Below are 26,202 nucleotides of genomic sequence, written 5' to 3' on the forward strand. Positions count from 1 at the left end.
TATTGGAATATAATAAATTAATACATCGCATTCGAAATATATATTAAATCTTAAATAACAAAGAAGACATTCATTAGTATTTGCAAGATTTGTTTTCAGAAAAATATTGAGAAAATATATACTTGAGTTTTTCATAAAGCGTTGTTAATGAACGTAGCTCTAGTTTATCTTCTTCAATTTTAAAAAGAGGAGTTTGAATTTTATTTATAATATAAGTACTTTTAATGCGTTTACATATGATTTTATTAAGAAACATTAAAATACTTTATCTGAAAAATAAAAAAAGATTGACAAGTTTATTGAGAAACATTATCATTTCGGTGTAAGATAGTAAATGAAAAACATTATCAATAAAATAGATTTTAAAGTAATGCGCACTTGACCAATTAGTTTAGTAAGTGTATTATTTTTTACAACGCTGATGATAATGAAAATCAATATCATTATTATTGCTGTTACTTAATGAAATTAATGTTTATGTGAAAGGATAGAGAAAATGAACTTAGGGGAATTTGATGGGAAAACAGTTTTAGTAACAGGTGCAGCACAAGGCATAGGCAGTGTCGTTGCCAAAATGTTTTTAGAAAGAGGAGCCACAGTTATTGCGGTTGATCAAAATGAAGAGGGGTTAAATGTACTCTTAAATCAAAATGAATTAAATAAAACACGTATGAAAACGTTTCGTTTAGATGTGAGTGATAGCACTGCTGTTGAAGACATTGTAAATCATATTGCAAATGAAATAGCGCCAATAGATATTTTAGTAAACGTTGCAGGGGTTTTACGTATGGGAGCAATTCATTCGTTAAGTGATGAAGATTGGAATAAAACATTCTCTGTAAATACTACAGGGGTTTTCAATATGTCCCGAGCGGTAAGTAAAAATATGATGTTAAGAAAATCAGGGGCAATTGTTACAGTCGGTTCAAATGCGGCAAATACGCCGAGAATGGAGATGGCTGCGTATGCTGCGTCAAAGGCTGCAACAACGATGTTTATGAAGTGTTTAGGATTAGAGCTTGCAGCATACAATATACGCTGCAACTTAGTTTCTCCAGGTTCTACTGAAACTGAGATGCAAAGATTACTATGGGCTGATGAGAATGGAGCTAAAAATATAATTGCTGGTTCTCAAAATACATATAGACTCGGAATTCCATTACAAAAAATTGCACAACCTTCAGAAGTTGCTGAAGCAGTGTTATTTTTAGCTTCAGATAGAGCAAGTCATATTACAATGCACAATTTATGTGTCGATGGCGGTGCTACGTTAGGAGTTTAATAAAAAATCAGGAGGTTATTATATTATGAGTGAACATACAGCTGTAAAGGAATTGTCAGAAAAACTTTTAGAAGATTATAAGACTGAATCTTCGTTCTTTTTTGCTTCACCAACTCGAACGATATTAGCAGAAGGAGAGTTTACTACAGTAAAGCATCGTGAAATTGAAAGTTTCCCAGAGCTTGTGCAAGCGACATTAAGTAATGCGAAACAAGCTGGAAATCCAAATCCTATTGTTATGGGTGCTTTGCCATTTGATCGTAGAAAAGAAGTCCAACTTATCGTACCAGAATATAGTAGAATTTCTGAGCGTTTACAATTGGATACAACCAATCAGCTTGAAACAAATGAGAACGTAACATTTGAAATGACGCCAGTACCAGAACCTGAAGTTTATATGAATGGTGTGAAGCAAGGAATTAAAAAAATACAGGACGGTGATTTGAAGAAAATCGTTCTATCTAGATCGTTAGATGTTAAATCTTCCGAAAAGATTGATAAGCAAAAACTTCTGCGAGAATTAGCAGAGCATAATAAGCATGGTTATACATTTGCTGTGAATTTACCGAAAGGTGAAAAAGAGAACAGTAAGACACTAATTGGAGCAAGCCCTGAATTACTTGTTTCACGTAATGGTATGCAAGTTATTTCTAACCCGTTAGCTGGTTCGAGGCCACGTAGTGAGGACCCAGTAGAAGATGAAAGAAGAGCAGAGGAATTACTTTCTTCTCCAAAAGATTTACATGAACATGCGGTAGTAGTTGAAGCGGTTGCCGCTGCACTTCGTCCGTATTGTCATACATTACATGTTCCAGAAAAGCCATCAGTTATTCATAGTGAAGCGATGTGGCATTTGTCTACAGAAGTGAAAGGTGAACTTAAGGATCCAAATACTTCTTCTTTACAATTAGCAATTGCCCTTCATCCTACGCCAGCAGTTTGCGGAACTCCGATGGAAAAGGCAAGAGAGGCTATACAGTATATTGAGCCATTTGACCGCGAGTTCTTTACAGGAATGCTAGGATGGAGCGATTTAAATGGAGATGGAGAATGGATTGTTACAATTCGTTGTGCTGAAGTACAAGAAAATACACTTCGTTTATATGCAGGAGCTGGAGTTGTTGCTGAGTCAAAACCAGAAGATGAGTTAGCAGAAACATCAGCTAAGTTCCAAACAATGTTAAAAGCTTTAGGATTAAGAGATAGTTCACTTAATGAAAAATAGGGGGAAGAAAGAATGCTAGTAGGTTATAGGGAATGGCCAAAAGAATTTGCCGATCGTTATCGAGAAGAAGGGTGTTGGCTTGGTGAAACATTTGGAGGAGTGTTAAGAGAGCGAGCTGAGAAATATGGAGATCAAATCGCGGTTGTAAGCGGTAAGACGCATGTAACGTACAGTGAACTTGATAAAAAGGTAGATCGTTTAGCAGCAGGTTTACTGAATTTAGGAATAAAGAAAGAGGACAGAGTTGTAATCCAGTTACCTAACATTATCGAGTTTTTCGAAATATGTTTTGCACTATTTCGAATTGGAGCGCTTCCTGTCTTTGCACTGCCTTCACATCGAAGTAGTGAAATTAGTTATTTTTGTGAGTTTGGTGAGGCGAGCGCTTACGTTATTTCAGATAAGGCCCTCGGTTTTGATTATCGAAAACTAGCAAGAGAAGTGAAAGAGAAAGTGCCAACTTTACAACATGTAATTGTAGTGGGAGAAGAGGAAGAGTTTGTGAACATAAATGATCTGTATATGGATCCTATCTCATTGCCAGAAGTTCAGCCCAGTGATGTTGCATTTCTCCAATTATCAGGAGGGACAACAGGTCTTTCTAAATTAATTCCTAGAACACATGATGACTATATTTATAGTTTACGTGTTAGCGCTGAAATTTGTAATTTGAATGCAGAAAGCGTCTATATGACAGTTCTTCCAGTAGCACACAATTATCCAATGAGTTCTCCAGGAACATTTGGAACTTTCTATGCGGGTGGAAAAGTGGTATTGGCAACTGGTGGTAGCCCAGATGAGGCATTTGCTCTTATCGAAGAAGAAAAAGTTACAATTACAGCGCTCGTTCCGCCATTAGCAATGATTTGGCTTGATGCTGCATCTTCTCGTAATGCCGATTTATCGAGCCTAGAGGTTATTCAAGTAGGTGGTGCTAAGTTTAGTGCTGAGGTTGCAAAACGTATACGCCCTACATTTGGATGTACGTTACAGCAAGTATTCGGTATGGCGGAAGGATTAGTGAACTATACAAGATTAGACGATCCGGAAGAAATTATTATTCATACACAAGGTAGACCAATGTCTGCACACGATGAAGTACGAGTTGTTGATGAAAATGACAACGATGTAAAACCTGGCGAAGTAGGTAGTTTATTAACACGAGGTCCATATACAATTCGTGGTTACTATAAAGCCGAAGAGCATAATGCACGATCATTTACAAAGGATGGATTTTATCGCACAGGAGATCTTGTAAAAGTAAATGAACAAGGATACATCATTGTAGAAGGAAGAGATAAAGATCAAATTAACCGTGGTGGTGAGAAAGTTGCTGCGGAAGAAGTTGAAAATCATCTATTAGCACACGATGCGGTTCATGACGTAGCAATTGTATCTATGCCTGACGATTATTTAGGTGAACGCACCTGTGCTTTTGTTATAGCTCGCGGACAAGTTCCAACTGTAAGTGAATTAAAAATGTTTTTAAGAGAACGTGGTATAGCGGCTTATAAAATTCCAGATCGAATTGAATTTATTGAATCATTCCCGCAAACAGGAGTCGGAAAAGTCAGCAAAAAAGAACTACGTAAAGTCATTGCTGAAAAACTTATTACAGTAAAACAATAATAAAAACCGGAAGGAAGTGATTAGATGGCTATCCCATCTATTTCAGTATATAAAATGCCAATTGAATCAGAACTACCAAAAAATAAAGTGAATTGGACACCAGATCCGAAACGTGCAGTACTTTTAATTCATGACATGCAAGAATATTTTCTTGATGCATATAGCGATAAAGAATCACCAAAAGTAGAACTTATTTCAAATATTAAAATGATAAGAGAAAAATGTAAGGAACTTGGTATACCAGTTGTTTATACAGCACAACCTGGTGGGCAAACGTTAGAACAACGAGGTTTATTACAAGACTTTTGGGGTGACGGTATTCCTGCTGGACCGGATAAAAAGAAAATTGTTGATGAACTTACTCCTGATGAAGATGATATATTCCTAACAAAATGGAGATATAGTGCATTTAAAAAGACAAATCTATTAGAAATTTTAAATGAACAAGGAAGAGATCAACTTATTATTTGCGGTATTTATGCGCATATTGGCTGTCTTTTAACAGCTTGTGAAGCATTTATGGATGGTATAGAGCCCTTCTTTGTAGCAGATGCAGTTGCTGATTTTTCACTAGAGCATCATAAACAAGCATTGGAGTATGCATCTAATAGATGTGCAGTAACGACATCAACAAACCTACTGTTAAACGATTTGCAAAGTGTAAAAGGTGATGAGAGTGAAGGAATCACTATACAGGAAGTGCATGAACTAGTTGCACAACTACTTCGTGAGCCAATAGAAAGTATTGATTTTGATGAGGACTTATTAAATAGAGGACTTGATTCGGTCAGAATTATGAGTTTAGTAGAGAAGTGGCGTCGTGAAGGGAAAGAAATCACTTTTGCAGATTTAGCAGAACATCCAACTGTTGCAGGTTGGTACAGTTTACTATCTTCACAAACAGCACAGGTGCTGTAACAAATAGACTACATAATAAAGGGGTAGTAAAGAATGCCTAACAGTCAAAAGATTCGTCATTCGTTATCATCTGCGCAGTCTGGTATGTGGTTTGCGCAACAATTAGATCCGCTTAACCCAATTTATAATACTGGGGAATATGTAGAAATAAACGGAAATATTCATCAAGAAATTTTCGAATTAGCTGTACGTAAAGTTGTAATAGAAGCAGAAGCACTTCATGTTCGCTTCGAAGAGGATGAAATTGGCCCATGGCAAGTTATTGAAGAATCACAGTTTTATATGCATTTTATTGACGTTCGTAAAGAAGAAAACCCTGAAGAAGCTGCTAAAGTATGGATGAAAAATGATTTATCTATGCCCGTCGATTTGAAAAAAGATATTTTATTTACGGAAGCACTTATTCAAGTTGAAAATAATCGTTTCTTTTGGTATCAGCGCATCCATCACATTGTGATGGATGGCTATGGATTTTCACTTCTTAGCCAAAAGGTAGCGAATGAGTATACATCACTTATAGAAGAAACAAACAAGAATGAAAAGCCATTTGGTTCTCTTACAAAAGTTGTACAAGAAGATATTGAGTATCGTGAGTCTAAACAATTTCAGGAAGATCGTACTTTTTGGTTAGAAAAGTTTGCTGATGAACCAGAAGTTGTAAGCTTGGCAGAACGAGCACCGAGAACATCAAATGGATTTTCACGAGAAACAGCTTATTTATCTAGTTCTAGCACGAAAACTTTACTAGAAGATATCAATATTTCGTTAACAAGTTGGCCGGAATTCATTGTCGCTGTAACAAGTATTTATATGCATAAATTAACAGGTGAAAATGATATTGTTTTAGGTTTACCGATGATGGGGCGTCTAGGTTCTGTATCTATTCATACACCAAGTATGGTAATGAATTTAGTACCACTGCGTCTCACTGTAACTCCAAATATAACTCTTGCGGAATTATTGCAGCAAGTTTCTAAAGAAATCCGAGATGTACGTCGTCATCATAAATACCGTCACGAGGAATTAAGAAGAGACTTAAAGTTACTAGGTGAAAATCAAAGGTTGTTTGGACCGTTAGTGAATGTTATGCCTTTTGATTACGGGCTTAATTTTGCTGGAAATCGTGGTATTACGCATAACTTATCAGCAGGACCTGTAGATGATTTATCGATAAATGTATATAAACGTTTTGATCAAAATGAGCTAATGATTCATTTTGATGCGAATCCCGAAGTATATAATGGCGCGGAGCTAGCATTGCATAAAGAAAGATTTATGAATCTATTTGAATTAGTAATAAAGAATTATGAGAAAAACGAGTCGATTGGAAAAATAAATATTACTCTGCCTGAAGAAAATCATAAGGTTTTATTGGAATGGAATGAAACGAAGGAAGATGATGAGTTAATCAGTCTACCTATATCATTTGAAAAACAAGTGCAAAAAAATCCAAATAAACTAGCGATTACTTGTGACGGTATAAACCTTACGTATAAAGAGCTAAATGAACGAGCGAATGAACTAGCACATTATTTAGTAGAAGAAGGAATACGACCAAATCAGTTTGTAGCTTTAGTATTCCCTAGATCAATAGAAATGGTAGTTAGTATGCTAGCAGTCTTAAAGGCTGGTGCAGCATATTTACCAATAGATCCAGAATACCCAGCAGAACGAGTTAATTATATAGTAGATGATGCAAAACCAGTTTGTATCATAACACATTCATCTGTTTCATCTAAGTTAGTTATAGAAAATGGTATGAAAAAAATTGTATTAGATGGCGAAGAAACGAAAATAGCGTTACATACATATTCTCGTATGAATATAGCATGTAAGAATGATGTATTACTTTTAAACCCAGCCTATACAATATATACTTCAGGTTCAACAGGAAACCCAAAAGGTGTAATTGTTCCTATGAGAGGTTTAAGTAACTTTTTAATGGCTATGCAACAAAAGTTTTCGTTAAATGAAAATGATCATTTATTAGCAGTTACAACTTTTGCGTTTGATATTTCTGCTCTAGAAATTTATTTACCTCTTATTAGTGGTGCAAGTTTAACAATTGCGCAAAAAGAAGACATACAAGAGCCTTCTGCATTAACGACACTTTTACAAGAAGAAAGAGTGACCGTTATGCAGGCTACACCGACGCTTTGGCAGGCGTTAGTAACTGATTATCCAGAGAAGCTACAAGGGCTAAACATACTTGTTGGTGGTGAAGCTCTTCCAGCGCATTTAGCAAATAAATTAAAAGAATTAGGTTGCTCAATAACTAATTTATATGGACCAACTGAAACGACGATTTGGTCTACTTTCATGAACATTGATGAAAGTGAAAAGGGTATACCTCCTATTGGAAAGCCAATTTCCAATACAGAAGTGTATGTATTGGATGCAGGGTTACAACCAGTTCCACCTGGAGTTATTGGTGAATTATATATTGCAGGGGAAGGACTTGCAAGCGGATATTTAGGAAAACCTGAGTTAACAGCTGAACGGTTTGTTGCAAATCCTTATGGAGAATCAGGGAAGCGCATGTACCGTACAGGAGATCTTGTGAAATGGCGTAGTGATGGTGCGTTAGAGTACATTAGTCGCGCAGATCATCAAATTAAAATTCGTGGATTCCGAATTGAATTAGCTGAAATTGAAACGGTATTACAACGACATGAAAATATTCAACAAGCGGTAGTAATGGTACGAGAAGATCGTCCAAATGATAAACGCATCATTGCATATATCATTGCAGAAGAAAAGGAACCGATTAATCTTTCAGAAATTCGTTCTTATGTTTCAGAAAGTTTAGCGAATTATATGATACCATCGGCATTTGTTGTGCTAGAAGAATTACCATTAACGCCAAATGGTAAGGTTGACAGAAAGAAATTACCTGCGCCTAATTTTAATGGAATGAACAATGAGAGGGTTGCTAGAAATCCGAAAGAAGAAATATTATGTGATTTATTTGCAGAAGTACTTGGTGTTTCTCGAATTAGTATTGATGATAATTTCTTTGAAATGGGTGGACATTCCCTTCTTGCATCTCGTTTAATGGCAAGAATTCGTGAAACGTTAAGTGTGGAATTAGGTATCGGGAAACTATTTGAATCACCAACTGTTGCCGAACTGGCGAAACAATTAAACCATGCAAAAAGTGCAAGACCAGCTATTCAGAAAGCAAGTAGGCCAAATGAAGTTCCACTTTCATTTGCACAGCGCAGGTTATGGTTCTTAAATTGTTTAGAAGGTCCAAGTCCTACTTATAATATTCCGCTAGTCATTCGTATGAATGGAATATTGAATGAGGAAGCATTACAAGGTGCTTTTTATGATGTAGTTGAGAAACATGAAACACTTAGAACAATTTTCCCTAACGTATTAGGTAGTTCCTATCAGAAAATTTTAGATATGGAAAACTTAAATCTAGAAATGATTATAACAAAAACATGTAAAGATGAATTAGAAAGTGTACTTTCAGAGGCGGTAAGATATAGTTTTAACCTCGATATTGAGCCGGCAGTTCGTTTGCAACTTTTTACAGTGAGTGAAAACGAACATGTATTATTAATTTTATTACATCATATTGTAGGTGATGGCTGGTCATTACAGCCGTTAACGAGAGATTTTACAGCGGCGTATAAAGCACGATGTCAAGGTGACAGAGTTCAGCTGGAGACACTTCCAGTTCAATACGCAGATTATGCACTTTGGCAACAACAATTGCTAGGTGATGAAACGACACCAGAGAGTCTTATTTCAACACAATTAGATTTTTGGAAAGAAGAACTTAAAGGTTTACCAGATCAAATGGAGTTACCTACAGATTTCCAGCGTCCAATTGAGACGAGTTACCGCGGGGAAACAATTCATTTTCATATAGATGAAGGTATGCATAGTAGGTTAGTAGAGCTTGCACGTAAAAATGGAGTTAGTTTGTTTATGGTGTTACAAGCAGGGCTTAGTGCACTATTTACAAGATTAGGTGCAGGCACTGATATACCAATTGGAAGTCCCATTGCTGGAAGAAATGATGATGTACTTTCAGATATTGTTGGTTTATTTGTAAATACATTAGTGTTACGTACAAATACTTCAGGAGATCCAAGTTTTAAAGAATTATTAAATAGAGTGAAGCAGGTAAATCTTGCAGCTTATGAAAATCAAGATGTTCCATTTGAAAGGCTTGTTGAAGTGTTAAATCCAGTACGTACTCGAAACAGCCACCCGTTGTTTCAGGTTATGTTAGCTTTTCAAAATACACCAGAAGCAACGTTTCATGTACCAGGTTTAGAAGCGAGCCTTGAAATTCAAAGCGTCGGTTCTGCAAAATTTGATTTAACATTTGAAATTAGTGAGAGTAACGGGGATGATGGTACTCCGAACGGTTTACATGGATTACTAGAGTTTAGTACCGATTTATATAAACGTGAAACGGTTCAAAAACTAATAGAACGATTCATTTTGTTATTAGATGATGCGGCGACAAATCCGGATCAATCCATTGGCAGATTAGAAATATTAACTTTAGCAGAGAAAAATACAGTATTAGAAAAGTGGAATGGTGGTTTTCAAATTGCACCAGAAATGACATTGCCACAATTATTTGAAAAACAGTCTCATATAAATCCAAATTCTATTGCTGTTGTCTTTGAAGATAAGAAATTAACTTATGAAGAGTTAAATAGAAAAGCAAATAAAATAGCTCGATTCCTAATAGCAAAAGGGATTGGTCCTGATCAACTCGTTGCTTTAGCGATGCCAAGATCATTAAACATGGTGGTAAGCTTATTAGCTGTTCTTAAAGCGGGTGCTGGATACCTTCCGTTAGATCCAGATTACCCAGCAGACCGCATTTCATTTATGCTACACGATGCGAAACCATCATGTGTTTTAACGAATTCAGAAGTGGAAATTGAATGTGACGAGGCACTAAAAGTTTTAGTTGATGATGTGAAAGTAATAGCAGAAGTTGAGAAATATAGTGAAGACAATATTGATGAAGTGGAACGAATTAAGCCATTATCTCCATCACATATTGCTTACGTTATTTATACATCAGGCTCAACGGGTAGACCGAAAGGCGTTATGATACCTCATCAAAATGTAGTAAGACTTTTAGGGGCAACTGATCATTGGTTCCAGTTTGACGGAAACGATGTTTGGACGATGTTCCATTCATACGCTTTTGATTTCTCGGTTTGGGAAATTTGGGGACCTTTATTATACGGAGGGCGTTTAGTTGTAGTGCCACATACTGTAAGTCGCTCGCCGAAAGAATTTTTACAGCTTCTTGTTAAAGAAAAGGTTACGGTTTTAAATCAAACTCCATCAGCGTTCTATCAATTGATGCAAGCAGATCGTGAAAATGAAGAGATTGGCCAAAAATTATCTTTACGATATGTTGTTTTTGGAGGAGAAGCACTTGAGCTAAGTCGCTTAGAAGATTGGTATGGTCGACATCCTCATAATGCACCAAAGCTTATTAATATGTACGGTATTACGGAGACGACAGTGCATGTTAGTTATATTGAATTAGATGAAACTATCGTCTCTTTACGAGCAAATAGTTTAATTGGGTGCAGTATACCTGACCTTAAAGTGTATGTGTTAGACAACTATTTACAACCAGTGCCACCTGGAGTAGTTGGAGAAATGTATGTTGCAGGTGCAGGGCTTGCGCGTGGATATTTAGGAAGAGCAGGATTAACGGCTGAACGCTTTATCGCAGATCCATTTGGCAAGCCAGGTACAAGAATGTATCGTACAGGAGACTTAGCTCGCTGGCGTAAAGATGGGACGCTAGATTATATAGGACGTGCAGATCATCAAATAAAAATTCGTGGATTCCGAATTGAATTAGGAGAAATAGAAGCAGTCATAATGAAGCACCCTAAAGTTGAGCAAGTAGCCGTTATTGTACGGGAAGATCAACCAGGGGATAAACGGTTAGTTTCTTATATCGTCGCATCAAATGATGAAGAGATTGATACGAATGAAATGCGTCAGTTTGCTAGTGGTAGTTTACCAGATTATATGGTTCCATACGCTTTTGTAGTAGTAAATGAGTTACCTCTAACTCCAAACGGTAAATTAGATAGAAAGGCATTGCCAGCTCCAGAATTTATCGCATCATCTTCTAGTCGTGGTCCAAGAACACCGCAAGAAGAAATGTTATGTGACTTGTTTACAGAAGTGCTAAGTGTACCTCAAATTGGAATTGATGACGGATTTTTTGATCTTGGTGGGCATTCACTCCTTGCAGTACAGCTTATGAGCCGCATTAAAGAGGCGCTTGGAGTGGAACTAAACATTGGCACTTTATTTGCAGCACCGACTGTTGCAGGGTTAGCTGAAAGACTTGAGATGGGGAATGGTCAAAGTGCACTTGATGTGTTGCTTCCATTACGAGCAAGCGGGGATCAATTACCACTATTTTGTGTACATCCAGCAGGTGGATTAAGTTGGTGCTATGCAGGACTTATGAAATCTTTAGGAACAGATTATCCAATCTATGGTGTACAAGCACGTGGTATTGCTAAAAATGAAGAACTTCCAAAAACTTTAGAGGAGATGGCGGCGGATTACTTGAAACACGTTCGTGAAGTACAGCCTCATGGACCATATCGTTTACTAGGCTGGTCGCTTGGAGGAAATGTTGTGCATGCAATGGCGGCGCAACTACAAAATGGAGGGGAAGAAGTAGAATTACTCGTTATGCTTGATTCTTATCCTGGACACTTCTTACCGAATACGGAAGCGCCTACTGAAGAGGAAGCGTTAATAGCATTACTTGCTTTAGGCGGATATGACCCAGATAACATGGATGGTAAACCACTTACAATGGAAAGTGCAGTTGAAATCCTTCGTAAAGATGGAAGTGCATTAGCAAGTCTTGAAGAAGAGACTATATTGAATTTGAAAGAAACATATGTAAATTCAGTAGGGTTGTTAGGGAAGTATGTACCGAAAGTTTATAACGGAGATATCTTATTCTTTAGATCTACTGTTATACCAGATTGGTTTGATCCTATTTCTCCAAATACGTGGCTAAATTATTTAGACGGGCAAATTGTGCAGCACGATATTGATTGTAGACATAAAGATCTATGTCAGCCAGGTCCACTCACGGAAATTGGACAAGTATTAGCGAAATATTTGCAGAATAAGAAAGGGGTAAGTAGAGTATGACGAATCCATTTGAAAATGATAATTACACATATAAAGTATTAATAAATGAGGAGGGCCAGTATTCTCTCTGGCCTGCTTTTCTCGATGTACCTATTGGCTGGAATGTCGTATATGAAGAAGCTAGTAGGCAGAGCTGCTTGGAATATGTTGAATATAACTGGAAAGATTTGAATCCGAAAAGTAATCAAGTTCGCGAAAAAACATTAGCAGGAAAACGATAATGAAAGCAAAACTAAATCCAAAAGTAGTTGTAAGTATCGTGTATATAACTGCGATGTTTATGGCTGCGATGGACGCAACGATTGTAAATGTAGCACTGCAAACGATAAGTAGAGAACTACAAGTACCTGCATCTGCAATGGGGACGGTTAATGTTGGGTATTTAGTTAGTTTAGCTGTTTTCCTTCCGATTTCTGGTTGGTTAGGAGATCGTTTTGGGACGAAAAGAGTATTTTTAATTGCTCTTTTCGTATTTACAATCGCTTCTGCTTTATGCGGAATGGCTAACGATATTACTTCATTGAATATTTTTCGTATCATTCAAGGTGCTGGTGGAGGGCTTTTAACACCGGTCGGAATGGCGATGTTATTTCGAACATTTTCACCAAAGGAAAGACCGAAGATTTCCCGGTTCATTGTACTTCCAATTGCTGTAGCGCCAGCAGTTGGGCCTATCATCGGTGGTTTCTTTGTAGATCAAATGTCTTGGCGTTGGGCATTTTATATTAATGTACCGTTTGGAATCGTTGCATTGCTATTTGGACTTCTATTTTTAGCAGAGCATGTTGAAAAATCAGCTGGTCGCTTTGATTCTCTTGGCTTTATTTTATCAGCACCAGGATTTGCGATGCTCATATATGCACTCAGCCAGGGACCATCAAAAGGGTGGATTTCTCCAGAAATTATGAGTACCGGGGTAGCTGGGCTTGTATTCATTGCGTTGTTTATAATCGTAGAACTGAAAGTAAAGCAACCGATGTTAGATTTACGCTTATTAAAAGAACCAGTATTTAGAAAGATGAGCATTATATCATTATTTTCATCAGCTGGTTTATTAGGAATGTTATTTGTTTTTCCACTTATGTATCAAAATGTGATAGGAGTTTCCGCGCTAGAATCAGGACTTACGACATTTCCAGAGGCGATTGGATTAATGATTTCTTCACAAATTGTGCCATGGTCATATAAGAAATTAGGAGCTCGAAAGGTAATTTCTATTGGATTAATATGTACGGCGGTTATATTTGTTTTATTGAGTTTTGTAAATCACGATACGAATCCGTGGCAAATCCGGGCATTATTGTTTGGCATTGGTATTTTCTTAGGTCAATCTGTCGGTGCGGTTCAATTTTCTGCCTTTAACAATATCACGCCGCCTTCTATGGGGAGAGCGACTACTATATTCAATGTGCAAAATCGATTAGGTTCAGCAATAGGAGTAGCTGTTTTAGCTAGTATACTAGCTGGTTTTGGAAGTAATAACGTTCAATCCGATTTTTTACCATATCAAGCAGCATTAATTGGATCAGCAATATTTTTGCTTATAGCACTACTATTTTCTTTACGTATTTCCGATAAAGAGGTAATGTCAAAGAAGAAAGAAAAAACATTATCAGTATCAGAAAAAGAGAAAGTACTTGTCAATGAGTAACAATATACGTATGCTTTTTTATGAAAATTGATATTCGTTGAATAAAGGAGAGTTTACATGATAGAAAGTAAAGTTGTAGATTCTATTCCAACTTTGAATGAGAATGATTGTCAAATATGGTGGGCAAGAATTTCAGATTTACAATCATGGCATTACAATTTACTAAATAATATAGAGCGAGAGAAAGCAAATTCGTATCATCATTCGGCAGATCGAGCTCGTTTTATAATAGGTTGCGTAATTAGTAGATTAGTTCTCGGCAAGATACTTTCTATGTCACCAGTCCAAGTACCAATTGATCGAATGTGTTCCGTATGTAAATTGCAGCATGGAAGACCACAATTACCAGAAGGTATGCCGCAATTATCTGTTTCGCATTCAGGTGAGTGGGTTGTCGTTGCATTTACAAAATCTGCACCTGTTGGCATAGATGTAGAACAAATGAATCCAAATGTAGATGTTATGAAAATGGCAGAAGGTGTATTAACAGACATTGAAATAGCACAAGTTATGAAACTGCCAAATGAACAGAAAATAGAAGGTTTTTTAACATATTGGACTCGAAAAGAAGCGGTGTTGAAAGCGACAGGTGAAGGACTAATGATTCCACCAGTACATATTACAGTATCAGCTCCAAATAATCCTCCAAGATTGTTAGTTTTTAAGGATAAGCAAGAGTTGGCAAATAATACAATGATGGAAGATGTAAGGCCTAGTTTAGATTATATGGCTTCTGTTGCAATATTCAGTAAGGAAGTGACTGAAATTACGCAATTAGACGCGGTAGCACTTTTAAATCTTAAATAAAAAATTATAGAAGAGGTGTTCCTCATGTTAGTGGCGGAAAATAGAAAGAATGAATTCACTTATAATATACAAGCAATTAAAAATATTTTATTTTCTGGAGATACATCATCCATTCACGCTTTAGAAAAGCTTTTAAATGATACAGTTCAGTTTGATGTTCTTGAACAAGAGGCACTTGGTAGACAGTACATTCCGAAAGAAGCAAAGAATTTCTTTGATAAAGATGGAACATTTCTTTACCGTGTATCTAATGTTAGTTATAAAGGTAAGGTTTTATCTGAAAATCTAATTTTTGCAGACACTTCGTTTTTACCGGACGCAATAAAGAGTGAATTAGAGAGTGGAAATATTCCTGTTGAAAAGCTTATAGAAAAGATGGAAGTAAGAAGAAACGTATTATATGAAGGATATCAGCCATCTGGAAATATTATCGAATTGTTTGATGGATGTTCTGTTACAGCGAATGTGTATCCAACTAGAAAGTATCAAATTGTAAGTAACTGCAAATGTGTATTTTATATTTGTGAAGTGTACCATGCAGAGAATATAAAGCAATTGCTTAAATAAAAACAAGAAACCAGCCTATAAAATGGCTGGTTTCTTGTTTATTTAACAGCTTCTTTTAATTCTTTACCTGCTTTAAATGCAGGAACTTTACCAGCTGCGATTTGAATTTCTTCGCCAGTTTGCGGATTACGTCCTGTACGAGCAGATCTTTCGCGCACTTCAAAAGTTCCAAATCCGATTAATTGAACTTTATCGCCAGATTGTAATGCATTAGCAATTGTGTCAAATACGGATTGTACAGCTGCAGAAGCGTCCTTTTGAGAAATATCAGCTGATTGTGCTACGTTTTTAATTAATTCTGTTTTGTTCATGTTTTCACCTCATAAAAAAATTTTTGGAATGAATGTTTTAGTATAATAGATAGTAAAGATAAAGCTATCACTATGATTAGAAAGAATACTATATAATTATGTTAATTTCGTTGCAAGAGACTGAATCCCTTCTATTATTTAGGGATTAATTAAGAATCGATGCATATAAAAAGCTTAAGTTTGAGGATGAGGGGGAGTATAGGAATGATTTTTCGTGAAAAAAATGAGAAGGAAAGTATATTAATTCGTCAACATGATCATGGTTTTTTAGCTGGAGAGATTGCAAAGCATATAAAAGAGGACTTTTTTGAAGGTAAAACATATTTAAAAGAAACAGTTGATGCAATATATGAGCATGACAGAGGATGGATAGAGCTTGATAAAGTACCAATTTTGAATGATGCTAAAAATATTCCATATACATTTATGGATTGTCCAAGCCCATTACGTTTTGTTTTTTATACGATTGGTTTGAATGAAATTGAAAATTCTAATCCATACGGGGCATTGCTTTGCAGTAAACATTTTTTATCATTTCCACTAAACGAGGAAGATGAAGAGATGATGTCATTTTATAAACATGAATTAGAACGACAAAAAAGAATTTTGAAAACGTTAACAAAGGAACAGTTTGCGATGTTTGATAAATATTATAGATTATTAAAGTTTTGTGATGAACTTTCTTTATACGTATGTATGAATAAGCCTGGTGTAAAAAAGAAAGATGAAATTGATTTATTTAAAGATGGTTTTGAAGGAACAGAAATGTTTAATAGTAAGGAGGAGAAACTTATTCAAGCTGAATGGGTGGACGAGGAAACAATTCGGATTACACCATTTCCATTTCAAACGGAATTTCATACGTATGTAAAATATAAAACGATAAATAAACATGAAATGAAAGGAAAAGGGATTGCAAAGGCTGATAGAGAATCGGAAATGAAGAAACAAACCATTCGTTTCATACAATAAGGAGGTAATATAAATTGAAAGATTATATATTAAAACAGTGTGATTACCATGCTTGGGCTAATACTAGATTATTCAATCGATTAAAAGAGTTACCAAACTATGAGACAATTTTTAATGAGCAGATACAGAGTGTATTCCCATCCATTAAGGATACTTTTGTGCATATTTATATTACAGATCAAGTGTGGTTACACATATTGCATGGTAAAAGTATGAATGAAGCAATACAAGACCGAGAAGATTTACGAAAACAAATTGAAACTAAATCGTTACATGAATTAGAAAAAATGTTTGAAAACATGGCAAATCAATATAAAGACTTTTTAATTACAATACAAGACGTGAATGCTGTATTTGTTATTGAGAACCCATATGCAGGGGCATTAGAAACTTCAATTTTAGAGTTAGTACAACATGTCGTAAATCATGGTACATATCATAGAGGAAATATAACAGCGATGATTCGTCAACTTGGTCATTCGTCGACAATGATGGATTTTGTACTGTATTTACATATGGTTAAAAAGCAGGGAGAGTAATATAGTTTGTAAGAAGGAGAGGCTTTAATTATAGAAGTCTCTCCTTCTATTTTATTCCGCATTCATGGTAGATCGACTGATTAAAGTTTTCTTAAGAAGCTTTATTTTCTTGTAATTGCTTAGCGTATTGTACAGCCTTAAATGCATTGACTCTACCATTTTTCCAGTACGTACCTGTACCACTAATTTTATCAGAAGTTGACTCAATAATTTGGCGAATTTGTGTATTGCTATATCCTTGATTTGCTAAAAGAGCAGCGACTCCTGCAACATGAGGTGTTGCCATAGAAGTACCACTTAATGATTGATACGAGCTTCCTTTATAAGTGGAGTATATATTTGAACCTGGTGCTGCAACATCTACCCAGCTACCATAAGTAGAAAATGAAGATTTCTTATCTGCTTGATCTGTAGAAGCAACTGCAATTACTTCGCTGTAATAAGCAGGGTAATTAGCTTTTGTATTTCCAGCATTTCCAGCAGCTGCAACTATAACAGAGCCTTTATTCCATGCATATTGAACGGCTTGTTGTAATGCAGTACCACCATTTGGAGCTCCTAAACTTAAACTAATTACTTTTGCCCCCGAATCAGCAGCTTCTCGAATACCTTGCGCTACAGCATCAAGTGTACCACTTCCTTGATTATCTAATACGCGGACAGCATAAATTGAAGTTTGTGGGGCAACACCAGCAATTCCGACACTGTTATTCGTAAGGGCTCCAGTAATTCCAGCGCAATGTGTACCATGACCATTACCATCATCAGATGTATTGTCGTTATCAACATAATCATGCCCGTAAATTACTTTCGAAGCCAAATCAGGGTGTGAGCCTTGAACTCCTGTATCAATAATAGCTACTTTTACACCAGGATCACTTCGTTGGCTATCCCAAGCTTGTGGAGCTTGAATCTTTTGCAATCCATATTGATTTTTAAAATATGGGTCGTTCGGAGTCCAAAAGGCGTGAATGTAATAATTCGGTTCTGCATATTCTACATCTGGATTATTTTTATAACTCTTTATTTTTTCTTTTACAGTACCTTTCGAAAATTGAACGACTTCAAAACCTAACTTATCATCTTTAGATAAGACATTAGCTCCGACAGATTTATGAAAAGATTGCACGTTACTTAAAGATGCATTTTGCTTGAACTTAACGATTAATTGGTTAGGAACGTAATCAGTAGATGATGTTTCAGCGCTTGAAGTATTCGTGTTAATGAAGAAACCACCAATAATAAATGATAAAACAGATAGGAAAACAATGATTTTGTTTTTCAAAATATTTTTCCTCCCTTTTCTTGGATAAGTTTTTCAGCGACGCTTTAATGTCGCATTCCTTTTCAACTATATAGTTAGACCATACGATTTATGTCATTTATGTGAAAAACTTTTAGTGGAATAAAAAAGGGAAAGATTGATATAAATATATTTTTAATGATATTTACTGAGTAAGAAAACAAAAAAAGGAATGCTCATTATGTATGAGTCATTCCTTTATTATTGATTAACTTGCCTGTTTTTTATGACTTTCTTTTAATTTCTCTGCTTGTAAAAAGCGATTCGTTTCAGCGACAACAATACTACTTAATCCAATTAGACCAATTAAGTTTGGAATTGCCATAAGTCCATTTGCAATATCCGCAAATGTCCATACGATGCCTAATTTTAAATTCGCACCAATAGCAATCATGATGATAAAGATTGCTTTATAATATTTAACAGCACTTTCTCCGAATAAATAAGCTACACATTTTTCTCCATAATACGACCAGCCTAAAATAGTAGAGTAGGCAAATAAAATAATTGCGATACCGAGAATCATACTACCAGCAGTACCGAATACAGATTGGAATGCAAGTGTTGTAGCTTCAACGCCAGTTTTACCTGATTTCCATGCACCTGTTGTAATTAATACAAGTCCTGTAATTGTACATACAATAAACGTATCTAGAAAAGTACCGGTCATAGAAACTAATGCTTGCTTTGCAGGTGAATCTGTTTTTGCAGCCGCCGCGGCAATAGGGGCACTCCCTAAACCAGCCTCGTTCGCAAATACACCGCGCGCCATTCCGATTTGAATAGCTGATGCAACTGTTGCTCCGATAAAACCACCAGCAGCTGCAGTACCAGTAAATGCACCAGAAAAAATAAGTGAAAATGCTTCTGGAATTTGATCGTAGTGATAGAAAATAATAATAAGGCCAGCAATGATATAAAAGAAAGCTTTAATAGGAACGATATATCCTGTCACTTTCCCGATTTTTTTAACTCCGCCTAAAATAACAATAGCGATTAAAAACGACATCAATATACCAGTTAGAGCAGGGGGGAAAGAGAAATTAATTCGCATTGCCTCTGCAACTGAGTTAGATTGCACCATATTACCGATACCGAAAGAAGCAGTTGTACCGAATATGGCGAATAAAACAGCAAGCCATTTCTTTCCTAAACCACGTTCTAAATAGTACATTGGTCCACCCGAATATTCGCCATTTTCATTACTAACACGGTATTTCACCGCAAGAATTGCTTCGGCATACTTTGTTGCCATCCCGAACAAAGCAGTAATCCACATCCAAAAGATTGCACCGGGACCACCAATTGTCACAGCTGTTGCAACACCAGCGATATTTCCCATACCAATCGTTGCCGCCATAGCTGTCATAAGCGCTTGGAAGTGGCTAATATCTCCAGAAGAAGATGTATCTTCTGATTTTTTAAAAGCTAGTTTGTGAGCGTATAATAGTTTACTAAACTGTAAACCTTTTAAACGCACTGTGAGAATGATACCAGTACCAACGAGTAACAACAACGTTGGTAGTCCCCACACATAGTGATTGATTTGTTCTAACACTTTACTTACTGTCTCCATCTGTATTCTCCTTTTTTAGAAAAAAATAAAAACCACTTCAAGTAAATGAAATGGTCTCTGGAGAAACAAGGGATAGAAAAATAAACCGATACAAATCGGCATTTTCTTTCGCTTGTCTCTGTCCTTTTACCTGAGAGATTATCCGCTATAGTAGCGGATTTGCTCCTTCGGTGCTCGTTTTCCTCTGCGCTATATAAAGCGAAAGGGAGTCTCTCCAGAGATTCGTCCCCATGCAGTTCTACTTGTAACCAAGACCTGAGAGTTTCAAAGTTGGTTTTACAACTTTTTGCCCCGTCGGTAGATCAATAGACCTTCTCCTGAATGGTTCATCCGAATTATAAAATTAATAACTTATACGCATTGAATGTGTATAGAATCAATAAAAACATTATAGTTATACAATTAATGAAATGCAATCATTTTTTTATTTTAAAATAGTAAAGAATGCTATTTTTTCAAAAGTCCTAATTTATCCTCAACTTCAGCTAAGGTGGATAAAGCGATGACAATAAGTTGATCGGCAAGTTCTAAAGAGTGTTTAGCATTTTCAATTATTTCATTAGCTGGAGTAGAGCTATTGGCTCCAGTTATAATCAAATCTGCTGCATTTTTCATGAAGTTAGATGCGGTTTTAAATTCAGTTGTGAAATAGGTTAGTTGCTTTTGTATATGTACTTCTACTATGTTTTCTTCAATTTGTAGGGTGTCAATTTCTTTTATGATTGTTTCATATTGCTTTGAAACAGAAATCATTGTACTTAATAGTTTAGTCCTGTCAACCGAATCTTCGTTTATATTAATATCCTCCCAAGCAGGCAACCAATCTTTCTCGATGATGTCATTATAATTTGTAGTTAACTCATCTATTTTAGGTTGCAGGTTAGTTTTGAATGTTTTTGTATCAATTGTTTCTACCGTGGCTTTTTTGTTATGATTTTTATCTATCATTGTGTAGAAAATCGTACTGGCAATAATAAAAATAGAAATTACAACTGACCATTTTTTTGAAAAAAAATTCCTCAATGAGTAACGCCTCCAAAATTTTAAAATCTATTAATTATAATATATAACAATAACAGTATTAATGATAGAGAATATAGTCTAGAATTAATTTTAATTATATTTTTTATATACATAAATAACTAAGATTAGTAAAATGATGAAAGTAATATGTGAGAAAAGAGGGTTTTCAGTGAAAATGAATAGAAAAAAACTAGTTTCAAATATTTCAATGGCTATGATATTAGTTGGCTTATTTGCACTCATATATCTGGACAAAGAATCTAAAATTGAAGATTTTCCAGTACCAATGTCAGCAATCCATATTAACGATGAAAAGGAAGAGGATTATAAATATATAAGTGTAATGCCAATTACAAAGGCGAGTGGCTGGGAGAACTTAGGGGAAAACGGTCATACTGTTAGTTTTAAAAAAGAAAAACGGAAGGTAACGGTAGTACATTATCCAGGAGAAATTACGTATTCTATATTTGAAAAATAATTGATGATAAAAGAGATAGGGAGTAGATGATAATGTAGGATTGTTTACTTCCTATCTTTTTTGGATTTTAATTCTGAATTGTTGGAATTAAAATTATTATGCGTATAGAATAAAATAGTATTTCTTATGAAAATGAGTGGATAGTTTACCAAGTATAAAAAATAGGATGTTTTATTGAATGATATAGATAATCAGTAATATATAATTATGTTATGTAAACTATAAGCGGGATAAGAAAGCAAAGCAAGAGATTTTAATTTTTATATTTTAGATGTATTTTTACCCGGTAAGTATTCCGGTAATCAACTTACAACATTTACGGAGGGCATCAAATTTCTAGTAAGTAATGGAGTTGATAACAAAAAATTAACGTTTGTGTATATGGAAAAATAGAAAGTATGGCGAGTGGGAAATGGATCGGATCATAGGGGGGAATTAAAAATGTTACTAAAAACAATCTACTGTAAAGTGGAAGAAGAGAAAAAAGAATTATTTTCAAGTGCGCAAGAAAAATGGCGTGATATACAGCACCTAGATGGTTTTCATGGACAATTTGGTGGATGGAATGAAGATGAGGCATGTGTATTTACTTTATGGGAAGATAGAAGTGTATATCAATCATTTATGAATGCTTCTCACGATACAATTTATTTAAATAGTAATCAAGAGGATACGTTTCTTTCATGTGAAATTGAATTATTTCAAACGTTGTATGATATAACCGATATGCATTTGGAAGATATTGTAATAGAGGGAGCATTCGTAAGAGTTGCTATATGTGATGTAAAGTTGGAAAAGGAAAAGCATTTTTTACATAAGCAAGAAACAATTTGGAATAAAGGAATGGAAAAAGCAAAAGGAATGCTAGGTGGAGTAGTTGGGAAGTCTTTAAAAAATGAAAATCGTTACATAGTGTTAACGTATTGGAAAGATGAAATAGCGCACCAACATTATGTGGAAGAGATTTTCCCAGATTTATATAAATTAGCTAATATTCATGAAGATATAGAAGAGATAAAAGGAAAACAAGCTGTATGTAAGGAAGAATGGCTTGTATATTAAACGCTGAAAAAGTGCATAAATGATTGTATAATAACGATATTTTCTTATAAACAAGTAATTAATAGAAGACGTTATATACCCTTTCATGTTAATATATTTAAGTTATAATAGGAGGCTTACCCTTTTGTATTGTACGGTAGAAGCAGTGTGAGCTTGAAATTTTTTTAGAAAAGGATGTGCCTAATTTGCGTATCAATAAATTTATTAGTGAAGCTGGAAAAGCGTCTCGACGTGGAGCGGATAAACTAATTAATGAGAGAAGAGTAATTATTAACGGTAAGGTTGCAAAAATTGGTGACCAAGTAAATCCAGGTGATGATGTACGAGTAAATGGAGAGCAGCTTCGAATTGCTCGAGATCACGTATATATCGCTTTAAATAAACCAGTAGGTATTACATGTACGAGTGAAAAAGCTGTAAAAGGTAACATTATCGATTTAGTGAACCATCCTTTACGAATTAGTCACATTGGACGTCTTGATAAAGACTCAGACGGTTTAATTTTGTTAACGAATGATGGTGATATCGTTAATGAAATTTTACGTGCTGAAAACAAACATGAGAAAGAATATATCGTTTCAGTAGATAAGCCAATTACTCCTGATTTCTTAGAGAAAATGGCAGCGGGTGTTAAAATTTTAGGAACAAAAACGCTTCCTTGTGAGATTACACAGCTATCAAAATATGAGTTCCAAATTATTTTAACCCAAGGGCTAAATCGCCAAATTCGCCGTATGTGTGAAGCTTTAGGTTATCAAGTATACACGTTAAAACGTACGAGAATTATGAATATCGAATTGAATAATTTACCAGTTGGACAGTGGAGAGATTTAACGAAGAAAGAGAAAAGACGTCTATTTGCAGACTTAAATTACGAACCACAAGATTGGTAAAATTGTGAAGTGAAACCAAAAAAATTTGGTTTCACTTTTTAAATTAAATAAATAATTTTTTTAAACACTTGCAAAAATAAAATGAATAAGATATATTAAATAACAATAAATGGATGTTTTACAAAAAGCAAAGAAAAGGACACGAGTTATTTTACCCGGTTATACAGAGAAGGAAGGAAAGCTGAGAACTTCCTAACGCAGAAAAATAACTTACCACCTTAGAGCTGCACTAGGGAAATTAAGTATCTAGTGCCGTGTATGCGACGTTATCGCAAAAGAAGCCATTATGTTTTTTGTGATGGGAATCTGGGTGGAACCACGGATATAAGCATATTCGTCCCTATATTTAGGGATGAATATGCTTTTTTGCATTCAATTTCATAATAAGCGAAGAAAAGGACACGAGTTATTTTACCCGGTTATACAGAGAAGGAAGGAAAGCTGAGAACTTCCTAACGCAGAAAAATAACTTACCACCTTAGAGCTGCACTGGGGAAATTAAGTATCTAGTGCCGTATAAACGACGTTACCGTAAAAGAAGCCATTGTATGTTTACAATGGGAATCTGGGTGGAACCACGGGTATAAGCACGCTCGTCCCTATTTTAGGGATGAGTGTGCTTTTTATTATGAAATGGAGAGATGAAAAATGAAAGAACAAATGATTGAAATTAAATTTCCAGATGGTAGCGTGAAAGAATTTGTAAATGGAGTTACTTTAGAAGAAATTGCTGGATCCATTAGCAGTAGTTTGAAAAAGAAAGCAGTCGCGGGGAAAGTAAATGATGGATTATATGATTTACGCCGAAATATTGAAGAAAATGCGGAAGTGGAAATCATTACTATAGATTCAAATGAAGGTGTAGAAATTGCAAGACACTCTGCGGCACATATTTTAGCGCAAGCTGTAAAAAGATTGTATGGTGATATAAATCTTGGAGTAGGGCCTGTTATTGAAAATGGATTTTATTATGATATGGATCTTCCAAGTAGTGTAAACATAGAAGATTTACGAAAAATCGAAAAAGAAATGAAAAAGATTATAAATGAAAATATAAAGATAGAACGAGTTGAGGTTTCTCGAGAAGAAGCAGCTAAGCTGTTTCAAGAAATAGATGATAGTTTGAAATTAGAAATTTTAGAAGCAATTCCTAGTGGAGAAAGTGTAACACTATATAAACAAGGTGAATTTGTAGATTTATGTAGAGGACCACATTTACCATCTACAGGTTATTTGAAAGCATTTCAATTAACTCACGTTTCCGGTGCATATTGGCGAGGTGATAGTAATAACCAAGTGCTTCAGCGTATATATGGTGTTGCATTCTCTTCTCAAAAAGAATTAGAAGAGTATTTACATTTCGTTGAAGAAGCAGCAAAAAGAAATCATCGTAAGTTGGGAAGTGAGCTTGAGTTATTTATGTTTTCTGAAGAGGCTCCGGGAATGCCGTTTTATTTACCGAAAGGACAAATTATTCGAAACGAATTGGAAGCATTTTTAAGAGAAATTCAAAAAGAGTACAATTATCAAGAAGTACGCACTCCGTTCATGATGAACCAAGAAGTATGGGAGAGATCAGGGCACTGGGGACATTATAAAGATAATATGTATTTCTCTGAAGTAGATAATAAAAGTTTTGCATTAAAACCGATGAACTGCCCAGGGCACATGCTTATGTTTAAAAATAAATTGCATTCTTATCGTGAATTACCGATTCGTATGTGTGAATTTGGTCAAGTACATCGTCATGAATTTAGTGGTGCGTTAAACGGATTATTAAGAGTACGTACTTTCTGCCAAGATGATGCACATTTATTTGTAACTCCAAAACAAATTGAAGATGAAATTAAATCCGTAATGGCGCAAATTGATTACGTATATAAAACTTTTGGATTCGAATATGAAGTAGAGCTTTCTACTCGTCCAGAAGATTCAATGGGTGATGATAAATTATGGGAGCAAGCAGAAGCAGCATTAGAAAATGTATTACAATCGCTAAATTATAAATATAGACTAAATGAAGGTGACGGTGCATTTTACGGGCCGAAAATTGATTTTCATATTAAAGATGCTTTAAATAGAAGTCACCAGTGCGGAACAATCCAGCTTGATTTCCAAATGCCAGAGAAATTTGATTTAAATTATATAGATGAAAATAATGATAAGAAAAGACCAGTTGTTATTCACAGGGCAGTTTTAGGGTCATTAGATCGCTTCTTAGCAATATTAATTGAGCACTTTGGAGGTGCGTTCCCGGCATGGGTGGCACCAGTTCAAGTGAAAGTAGTTCCGGTTTCAAATGCAGTACATGAACAATATTGCAGTGAGGTTGCACATAAATTAGCAAAAGCTGGAGTTCGTGTTGAACAGGATGCACGAGATGAAAAATTAGGATATAAAATAAGAGAAGCACAAATGCAAAAAGTACCGTATTTTCTTGTTATTGGGGATAAGGAAATGGAAAGCGGAGCTGTAAATGTACGTAAATATGGGGAAGAGAAGTCAGAAGTTGTTGCGCTAGATGTATTTGTGGCAAGGATTGAAGAGGAAATAAAGAATAGAGAATATTGATTGTAAAGAAAACACACTAATAAAAATTAGTGTGTTTTCTTTTTTATCTTACAAAAATGTAAGGTAAATGTAAGCGAAATCGAGGGAACGAGTTGTAGAAAAATGAGAATATGAAGTAGGAAATAGGTTCATGTTACGGATGTAACTCTTATTGAATGCATAATTAAAAAATTCTTAAGAATTCACATGACAAAATAATAAGAA

The 26,202-nt window shown here is 35.3% G+C and carries 19 protein-coding genes, 1 riboswitch and 2 other annotated features; of the genes, 15 read left to right on the forward strand and 4 right to left on the reverse strand.

Going from position 1 to position 26,202, the window contains the following annotated elements:
- Nucleotides 1-496: 496 nt before the first annotated feature.
- From dhbA to CN409_RS06805, 9 genes are read left to right on the forward strand one after another with little or no spacing between them, the layout of a single operon-like run.
- Nucleotides 497-1,282 carry a 2,3-dihydro-2,3-dihydroxybenzoate dehydrogenase gene (gene dhbA, locus CN409_RS06765; RefSeq protein ID WP_001048427.1) on the forward strand — a complete coding sequence of 262 codons (786 nt, stop codon included), beginning with the start codon at nucleotides 497-499 and terminating at the stop codon, nucleotides 1,280-1,282.
- 25 nt (nucleotides 1,283-1,307) lie between these two features.
- Nucleotides 1,308-2,507, forward strand: coding sequence for an isochorismate synthase DhbC (gene dhbC / locus CN409_RS06770; RefSeq protein WP_001289295.1), 1,200 nt, complete (start codon nucleotides 1,308-1,310; stop codon nucleotides 2,505-2,507).
- A 12-nt stretch (nucleotides 2,508-2,519) separates the two neighbouring features.
- Nucleotides 2,520-4,136, forward strand: coding sequence for a (2,3-dihydroxybenzoyl)adenylate synthase (locus tag CN409_RS06775; RefSeq protein ID WP_000960110.1), 1,617 nt, complete (start codon nucleotides 2,520-2,522; stop codon nucleotides 4,134-4,136).
- A 24-nt stretch (nucleotides 4,137-4,160) separates the two neighbouring features.
- On the forward strand, nucleotides 4,161-5,054 hold the full coding sequence (locus tag CN409_RS06780; protein WP_001007261.1) for an isochorismatase family protein: 894 nt from the start codon (nucleotides 4,161-4,163) through the stop codon (nucleotides 5,052-5,054).
- A 33-nt stretch (nucleotides 5,055-5,087) separates the two neighbouring features.
- Nucleotides 5,088-12,245, forward strand: a complete 7,158-nt coding sequence (locus tag CN409_RS06785; protein WP_097980870.1) for an amino acid adenylation domain-containing protein — start codon at nucleotides 5,088-5,090, stop codon at nucleotides 12,243-12,245.
- Nucleotides 12,242-12,466 (forward strand): MbtH family protein, encoded by a 225-nt coding sequence (locus CN409_RS06790; RefSeq protein WP_000184057.1) that lies wholly within the window; start codon nucleotides 12,242-12,244, stop codon nucleotides 12,464-12,466. Before CN409_RS06785 ends, CN409_RS06790 begins: the two co-directional genes overlap by 4 nt.
- Nucleotides 12,466-13,896: an MDR family MFS transporter gene (locus tag CN409_RS06795; protein ID WP_000644938.1), complete on the forward strand. Its 1,431-nt coding sequence runs from the start codon at nucleotides 12,466-12,468 to the stop codon at nucleotides 13,894-13,896. The genes CN409_RS06790 and CN409_RS06795 overlap by 1 nt, the downstream gene beginning before the upstream one ends.
- 57 nt (nucleotides 13,897-13,953) lie before the next feature.
- Nucleotides 13,954-14,703 (forward strand): 4'-phosphopantetheinyl transferase Sfp, encoded by a 750-nt coding sequence (gene sfp, locus CN409_RS06800; RefSeq protein WP_000573014.1) that lies wholly within the window; start codon nucleotides 13,954-13,956, stop codon nucleotides 14,701-14,703.
- 24 nt (nucleotides 14,704-14,727) lie between these two features.
- On the forward strand, nucleotides 14,728-15,270 hold the full coding sequence (locus tag CN409_RS06805) for a hypothetical protein (RefSeq protein WP_000959120.1): 543 nt from the start codon (nucleotides 14,728-14,730) through the stop codon (nucleotides 15,268-15,270).
- Nucleotides 15,271-15,308: 38 nt separating this feature from the next.
- On the opposite strand, the gene CN409_RS06810 is transcribed toward CN409_RS06805, so the two are convergent.
- Nucleotides 15,309-15,581, reverse strand: a complete 273-nt coding sequence (locus CN409_RS06810; RefSeq protein ID WP_001043905.1) for an HU family DNA-binding protein — start codon at nucleotides 15,579-15,581, stop codon at nucleotides 15,309-15,311.
- A 204-nt stretch (nucleotides 15,582-15,785) separates the two neighbouring features.
- On the opposite strand from CN409_RS06810, the gene CN409_RS06815 reads away from it, so the two are divergent.
- Nucleotides 15,786-16,553, forward strand: a complete 768-nt coding sequence (locus CN409_RS06815; RefSeq protein WP_000577287.1) for a DUF3891 family protein — start codon at nucleotides 15,786-15,788, stop codon at nucleotides 16,551-16,553.
- A 14-nt stretch (nucleotides 16,554-16,567) separates the two neighbouring features.
- Complete coding sequence (locus tag CN409_RS06820) at nucleotides 16,568-17,092, forward strand: DinB family protein (protein WP_000656265.1); 525 nt, start codon at nucleotides 16,568-16,570, stop codon at nucleotides 17,090-17,092.
- A 91-nt stretch (nucleotides 17,093-17,183) separates the two neighbouring features.
- Here the strand turns inward: CN409_RS06820 and CN409_RS06825 are convergent, their stop codons facing one another.
- The 3 genes from CN409_RS06825 to CN409_RS06835 all read right to left on the reverse strand — a co-directional run bounded on the left by CN409_RS06825 (nucleotide 17,184) and on the right by CN409_RS06835 (nucleotide 20,994).
- A complete protein-coding gene (locus CN409_RS06825) occupies nucleotides 17,184-18,377 on the reverse strand; it encodes a S8 family peptidase (RefSeq protein ID WP_097980871.1) in 1,194 nt (397 codons plus the stop codon).
- A 226-nt stretch (nucleotides 18,378-18,603) separates the two neighbouring features.
- Nucleotides 18,604-19,971, reverse strand: a complete 1,368-nt coding sequence (locus CN409_RS06830; RefSeq protein WP_000451017.1) for an alanine/glycine:cation symporter family protein — start codon at nucleotides 19,969-19,971, stop codon at nucleotides 18,604-18,606.
- Between the two features lie 108 nt (nucleotides 19,972-20,079).
- Nucleotides 20,080-20,199, reverse strand: a riboswitch (glycine riboswitch).
- A gap of 219 nt (nucleotides 20,200-20,418) precedes the next feature.
- Nucleotides 20,419-20,994 carry a hypothetical protein gene (locus tag CN409_RS06835; RefSeq protein ID WP_001243468.1) on the reverse strand — a complete coding sequence of 192 codons (576 nt, stop codon included), beginning with the start codon at nucleotides 20,992-20,994 and terminating at the stop codon, nucleotides 20,419-20,421.
- Between the two features lie 133 nt (nucleotides 20,995-21,127).
- Here CN409_RS06835 and CN409_RS06840 point away from each other — a divergent pair, with 133 nt between their 5' ends.
- The 4 genes from CN409_RS06840 to thrS all read left to right on the forward strand — a co-directional run bounded on the left by CN409_RS06840 (nucleotide 21,128) and on the right by thrS (nucleotide 25,998).
- On the forward strand, nucleotides 21,128-21,472 hold the full coding sequence (locus tag CN409_RS06840) for a hypothetical protein (RefSeq protein ID WP_044783011.1): 345 nt from the start codon (nucleotides 21,128-21,130) through the stop codon (nucleotides 21,470-21,472).
- 441 nt (nucleotides 21,473-21,913) lie between these two features.
- Entirely contained in the window at nucleotides 21,914-22,534 is a 621-nt protein-coding gene (locus tag CN409_RS06845; RefSeq protein WP_000925175.1) for a YdbC family protein, read from the forward strand.
- 185 nt (nucleotides 22,535-22,719) lie between these two features.
- Nucleotides 22,720-23,427: a 23S rRNA pseudouridine(2604) synthase RluF gene (gene rluF, locus CN409_RS06850; RefSeq protein ID WP_001222160.1), complete on the forward strand. Its 708-nt coding sequence runs from the start codon at nucleotides 22,720-22,722 to the stop codon at nucleotides 23,425-23,427.
- A gap of 121 nt (nucleotides 23,428-23,548) precedes the next feature.
- Nucleotides 23,549-23,772: a binding site (T-box leader), on the forward strand.
- Nucleotides 23,773-23,808: 36 nt separating this feature from the next.
- Nucleotides 23,809-24,031, forward strand: a binding site (T-box leader).
- 44 nt (nucleotides 24,032-24,075) lie between these two features.
- Nucleotides 24,076-25,998, forward strand: a complete 1,923-nt coding sequence (gene thrS, locus CN409_RS06855) for a threonine--tRNA ligase (protein ID WP_000663089.1) — start codon at nucleotides 24,076-24,078, stop codon at nucleotides 25,996-25,998.
- The last annotated feature ends 204 nt before the right edge of the window (nucleotides 25,999-26,202 follow it).

The organism is Bacillus sp. AFS012607, assembly GCF_002558005.1.
GTDB lineage: Bacteria > Bacillota > Bacilli > Bacillales > Bacillaceae_G > Bacillus_A > Bacillus_A thuringiensis_S.

Excerpts from the sequence above, each read along its gene's own strand:
- CN409_RS06845 (WP_000925175.1), top strand. The coding sequence starts at position 21,914 with ATGTTACTAAAAACAATCTACTGTAAAGTGGAAGAAGAGAAAAAAGAA.
- CN409_RS06790 (WP_000184057.1), top strand. The coding sequence starts at position 12,242 with ATGACGAATCCATTTGAAAATGATAATTACACATATAAAGTATTAATA.
- CN409_RS06810 (WP_001043905.1), bottom strand. The coding sequence starts at position 15,581 with ATGAACAAAACAGAATTAATTAAAAACGTAGCACAATCAGCTGATATT.
- CN409_RS06815 (WP_000577287.1), top strand. The coding sequence starts at position 15,786 with ATGATTTTTCGTGAAAAAAATGAGAAGGAAAGTATATTAATTCGTCAA.
- thrS (WP_000663089.1), top strand. The coding sequence starts at position 24,076 with ATGAAAGAACAAATGATTGAAATTAAATTTCCAGATGGTAGCGTGAAA.
- CN409_RS06805 (WP_000959120.1), top strand. The coding sequence starts at position 14,728 with ATGTTAGTGGCGGAAAATAGAAAGAATGAATTCACTTATAATATACAA.
- sfp (WP_000573014.1), top strand. The coding sequence starts at position 13,954 with ATGATAGAAAGTAAAGTTGTAGATTCTATTCCAACTTTGAATGAGAAT.
- CN409_RS06840 (WP_044783011.1), top strand. The coding sequence starts at position 21,128 with ATGATGAAAGTAATATGTGAGAAAAGAGGGTTTTCAGTGAAAATGAAT.
- CN409_RS06795 (WP_000644938.1), top strand. The coding sequence starts at position 12,466 with ATGAAAGCAAAACTAAATCCAAAAGTAGTTGTAAGTATCGTGTATATA.
- CN409_RS06775 (WP_000960110.1), top strand. The coding sequence starts at position 2,520 with ATGCTAGTAGGTTATAGGGAATGGCCAAAAGAATTTGCCGATCGTTAT.
- dhbA (WP_001048427.1), top strand. The coding sequence starts at position 497 with ATGAACTTAGGGGAATTTGATGGGAAAACAGTTTTAGTAACAGGTGCA.
- CN409_RS06780 (WP_001007261.1), top strand. The coding sequence starts at position 4,161 with ATGGCTATCCCATCTATTTCAGTATATAAAATGCCAATTGAATCAGAA.
- CN409_RS06785 (WP_097980870.1), top strand. The coding sequence starts at position 5,088 with ATGCCTAACAGTCAAAAGATTCGTCATTCGTTATCATCTGCGCAGTCT.
- CN409_RS06830 (WP_000451017.1), bottom strand. The coding sequence starts at position 19,971 with ATGGAGACAGTAAGTAAAGTGTTAGAACAAATCAATCACTATGTGTGG.
- dhbC (WP_001289295.1), top strand. The coding sequence starts at position 1,308 with ATGAGTGAACATACAGCTGTAAAGGAATTGTCAGAAAAACTTTTAGAA.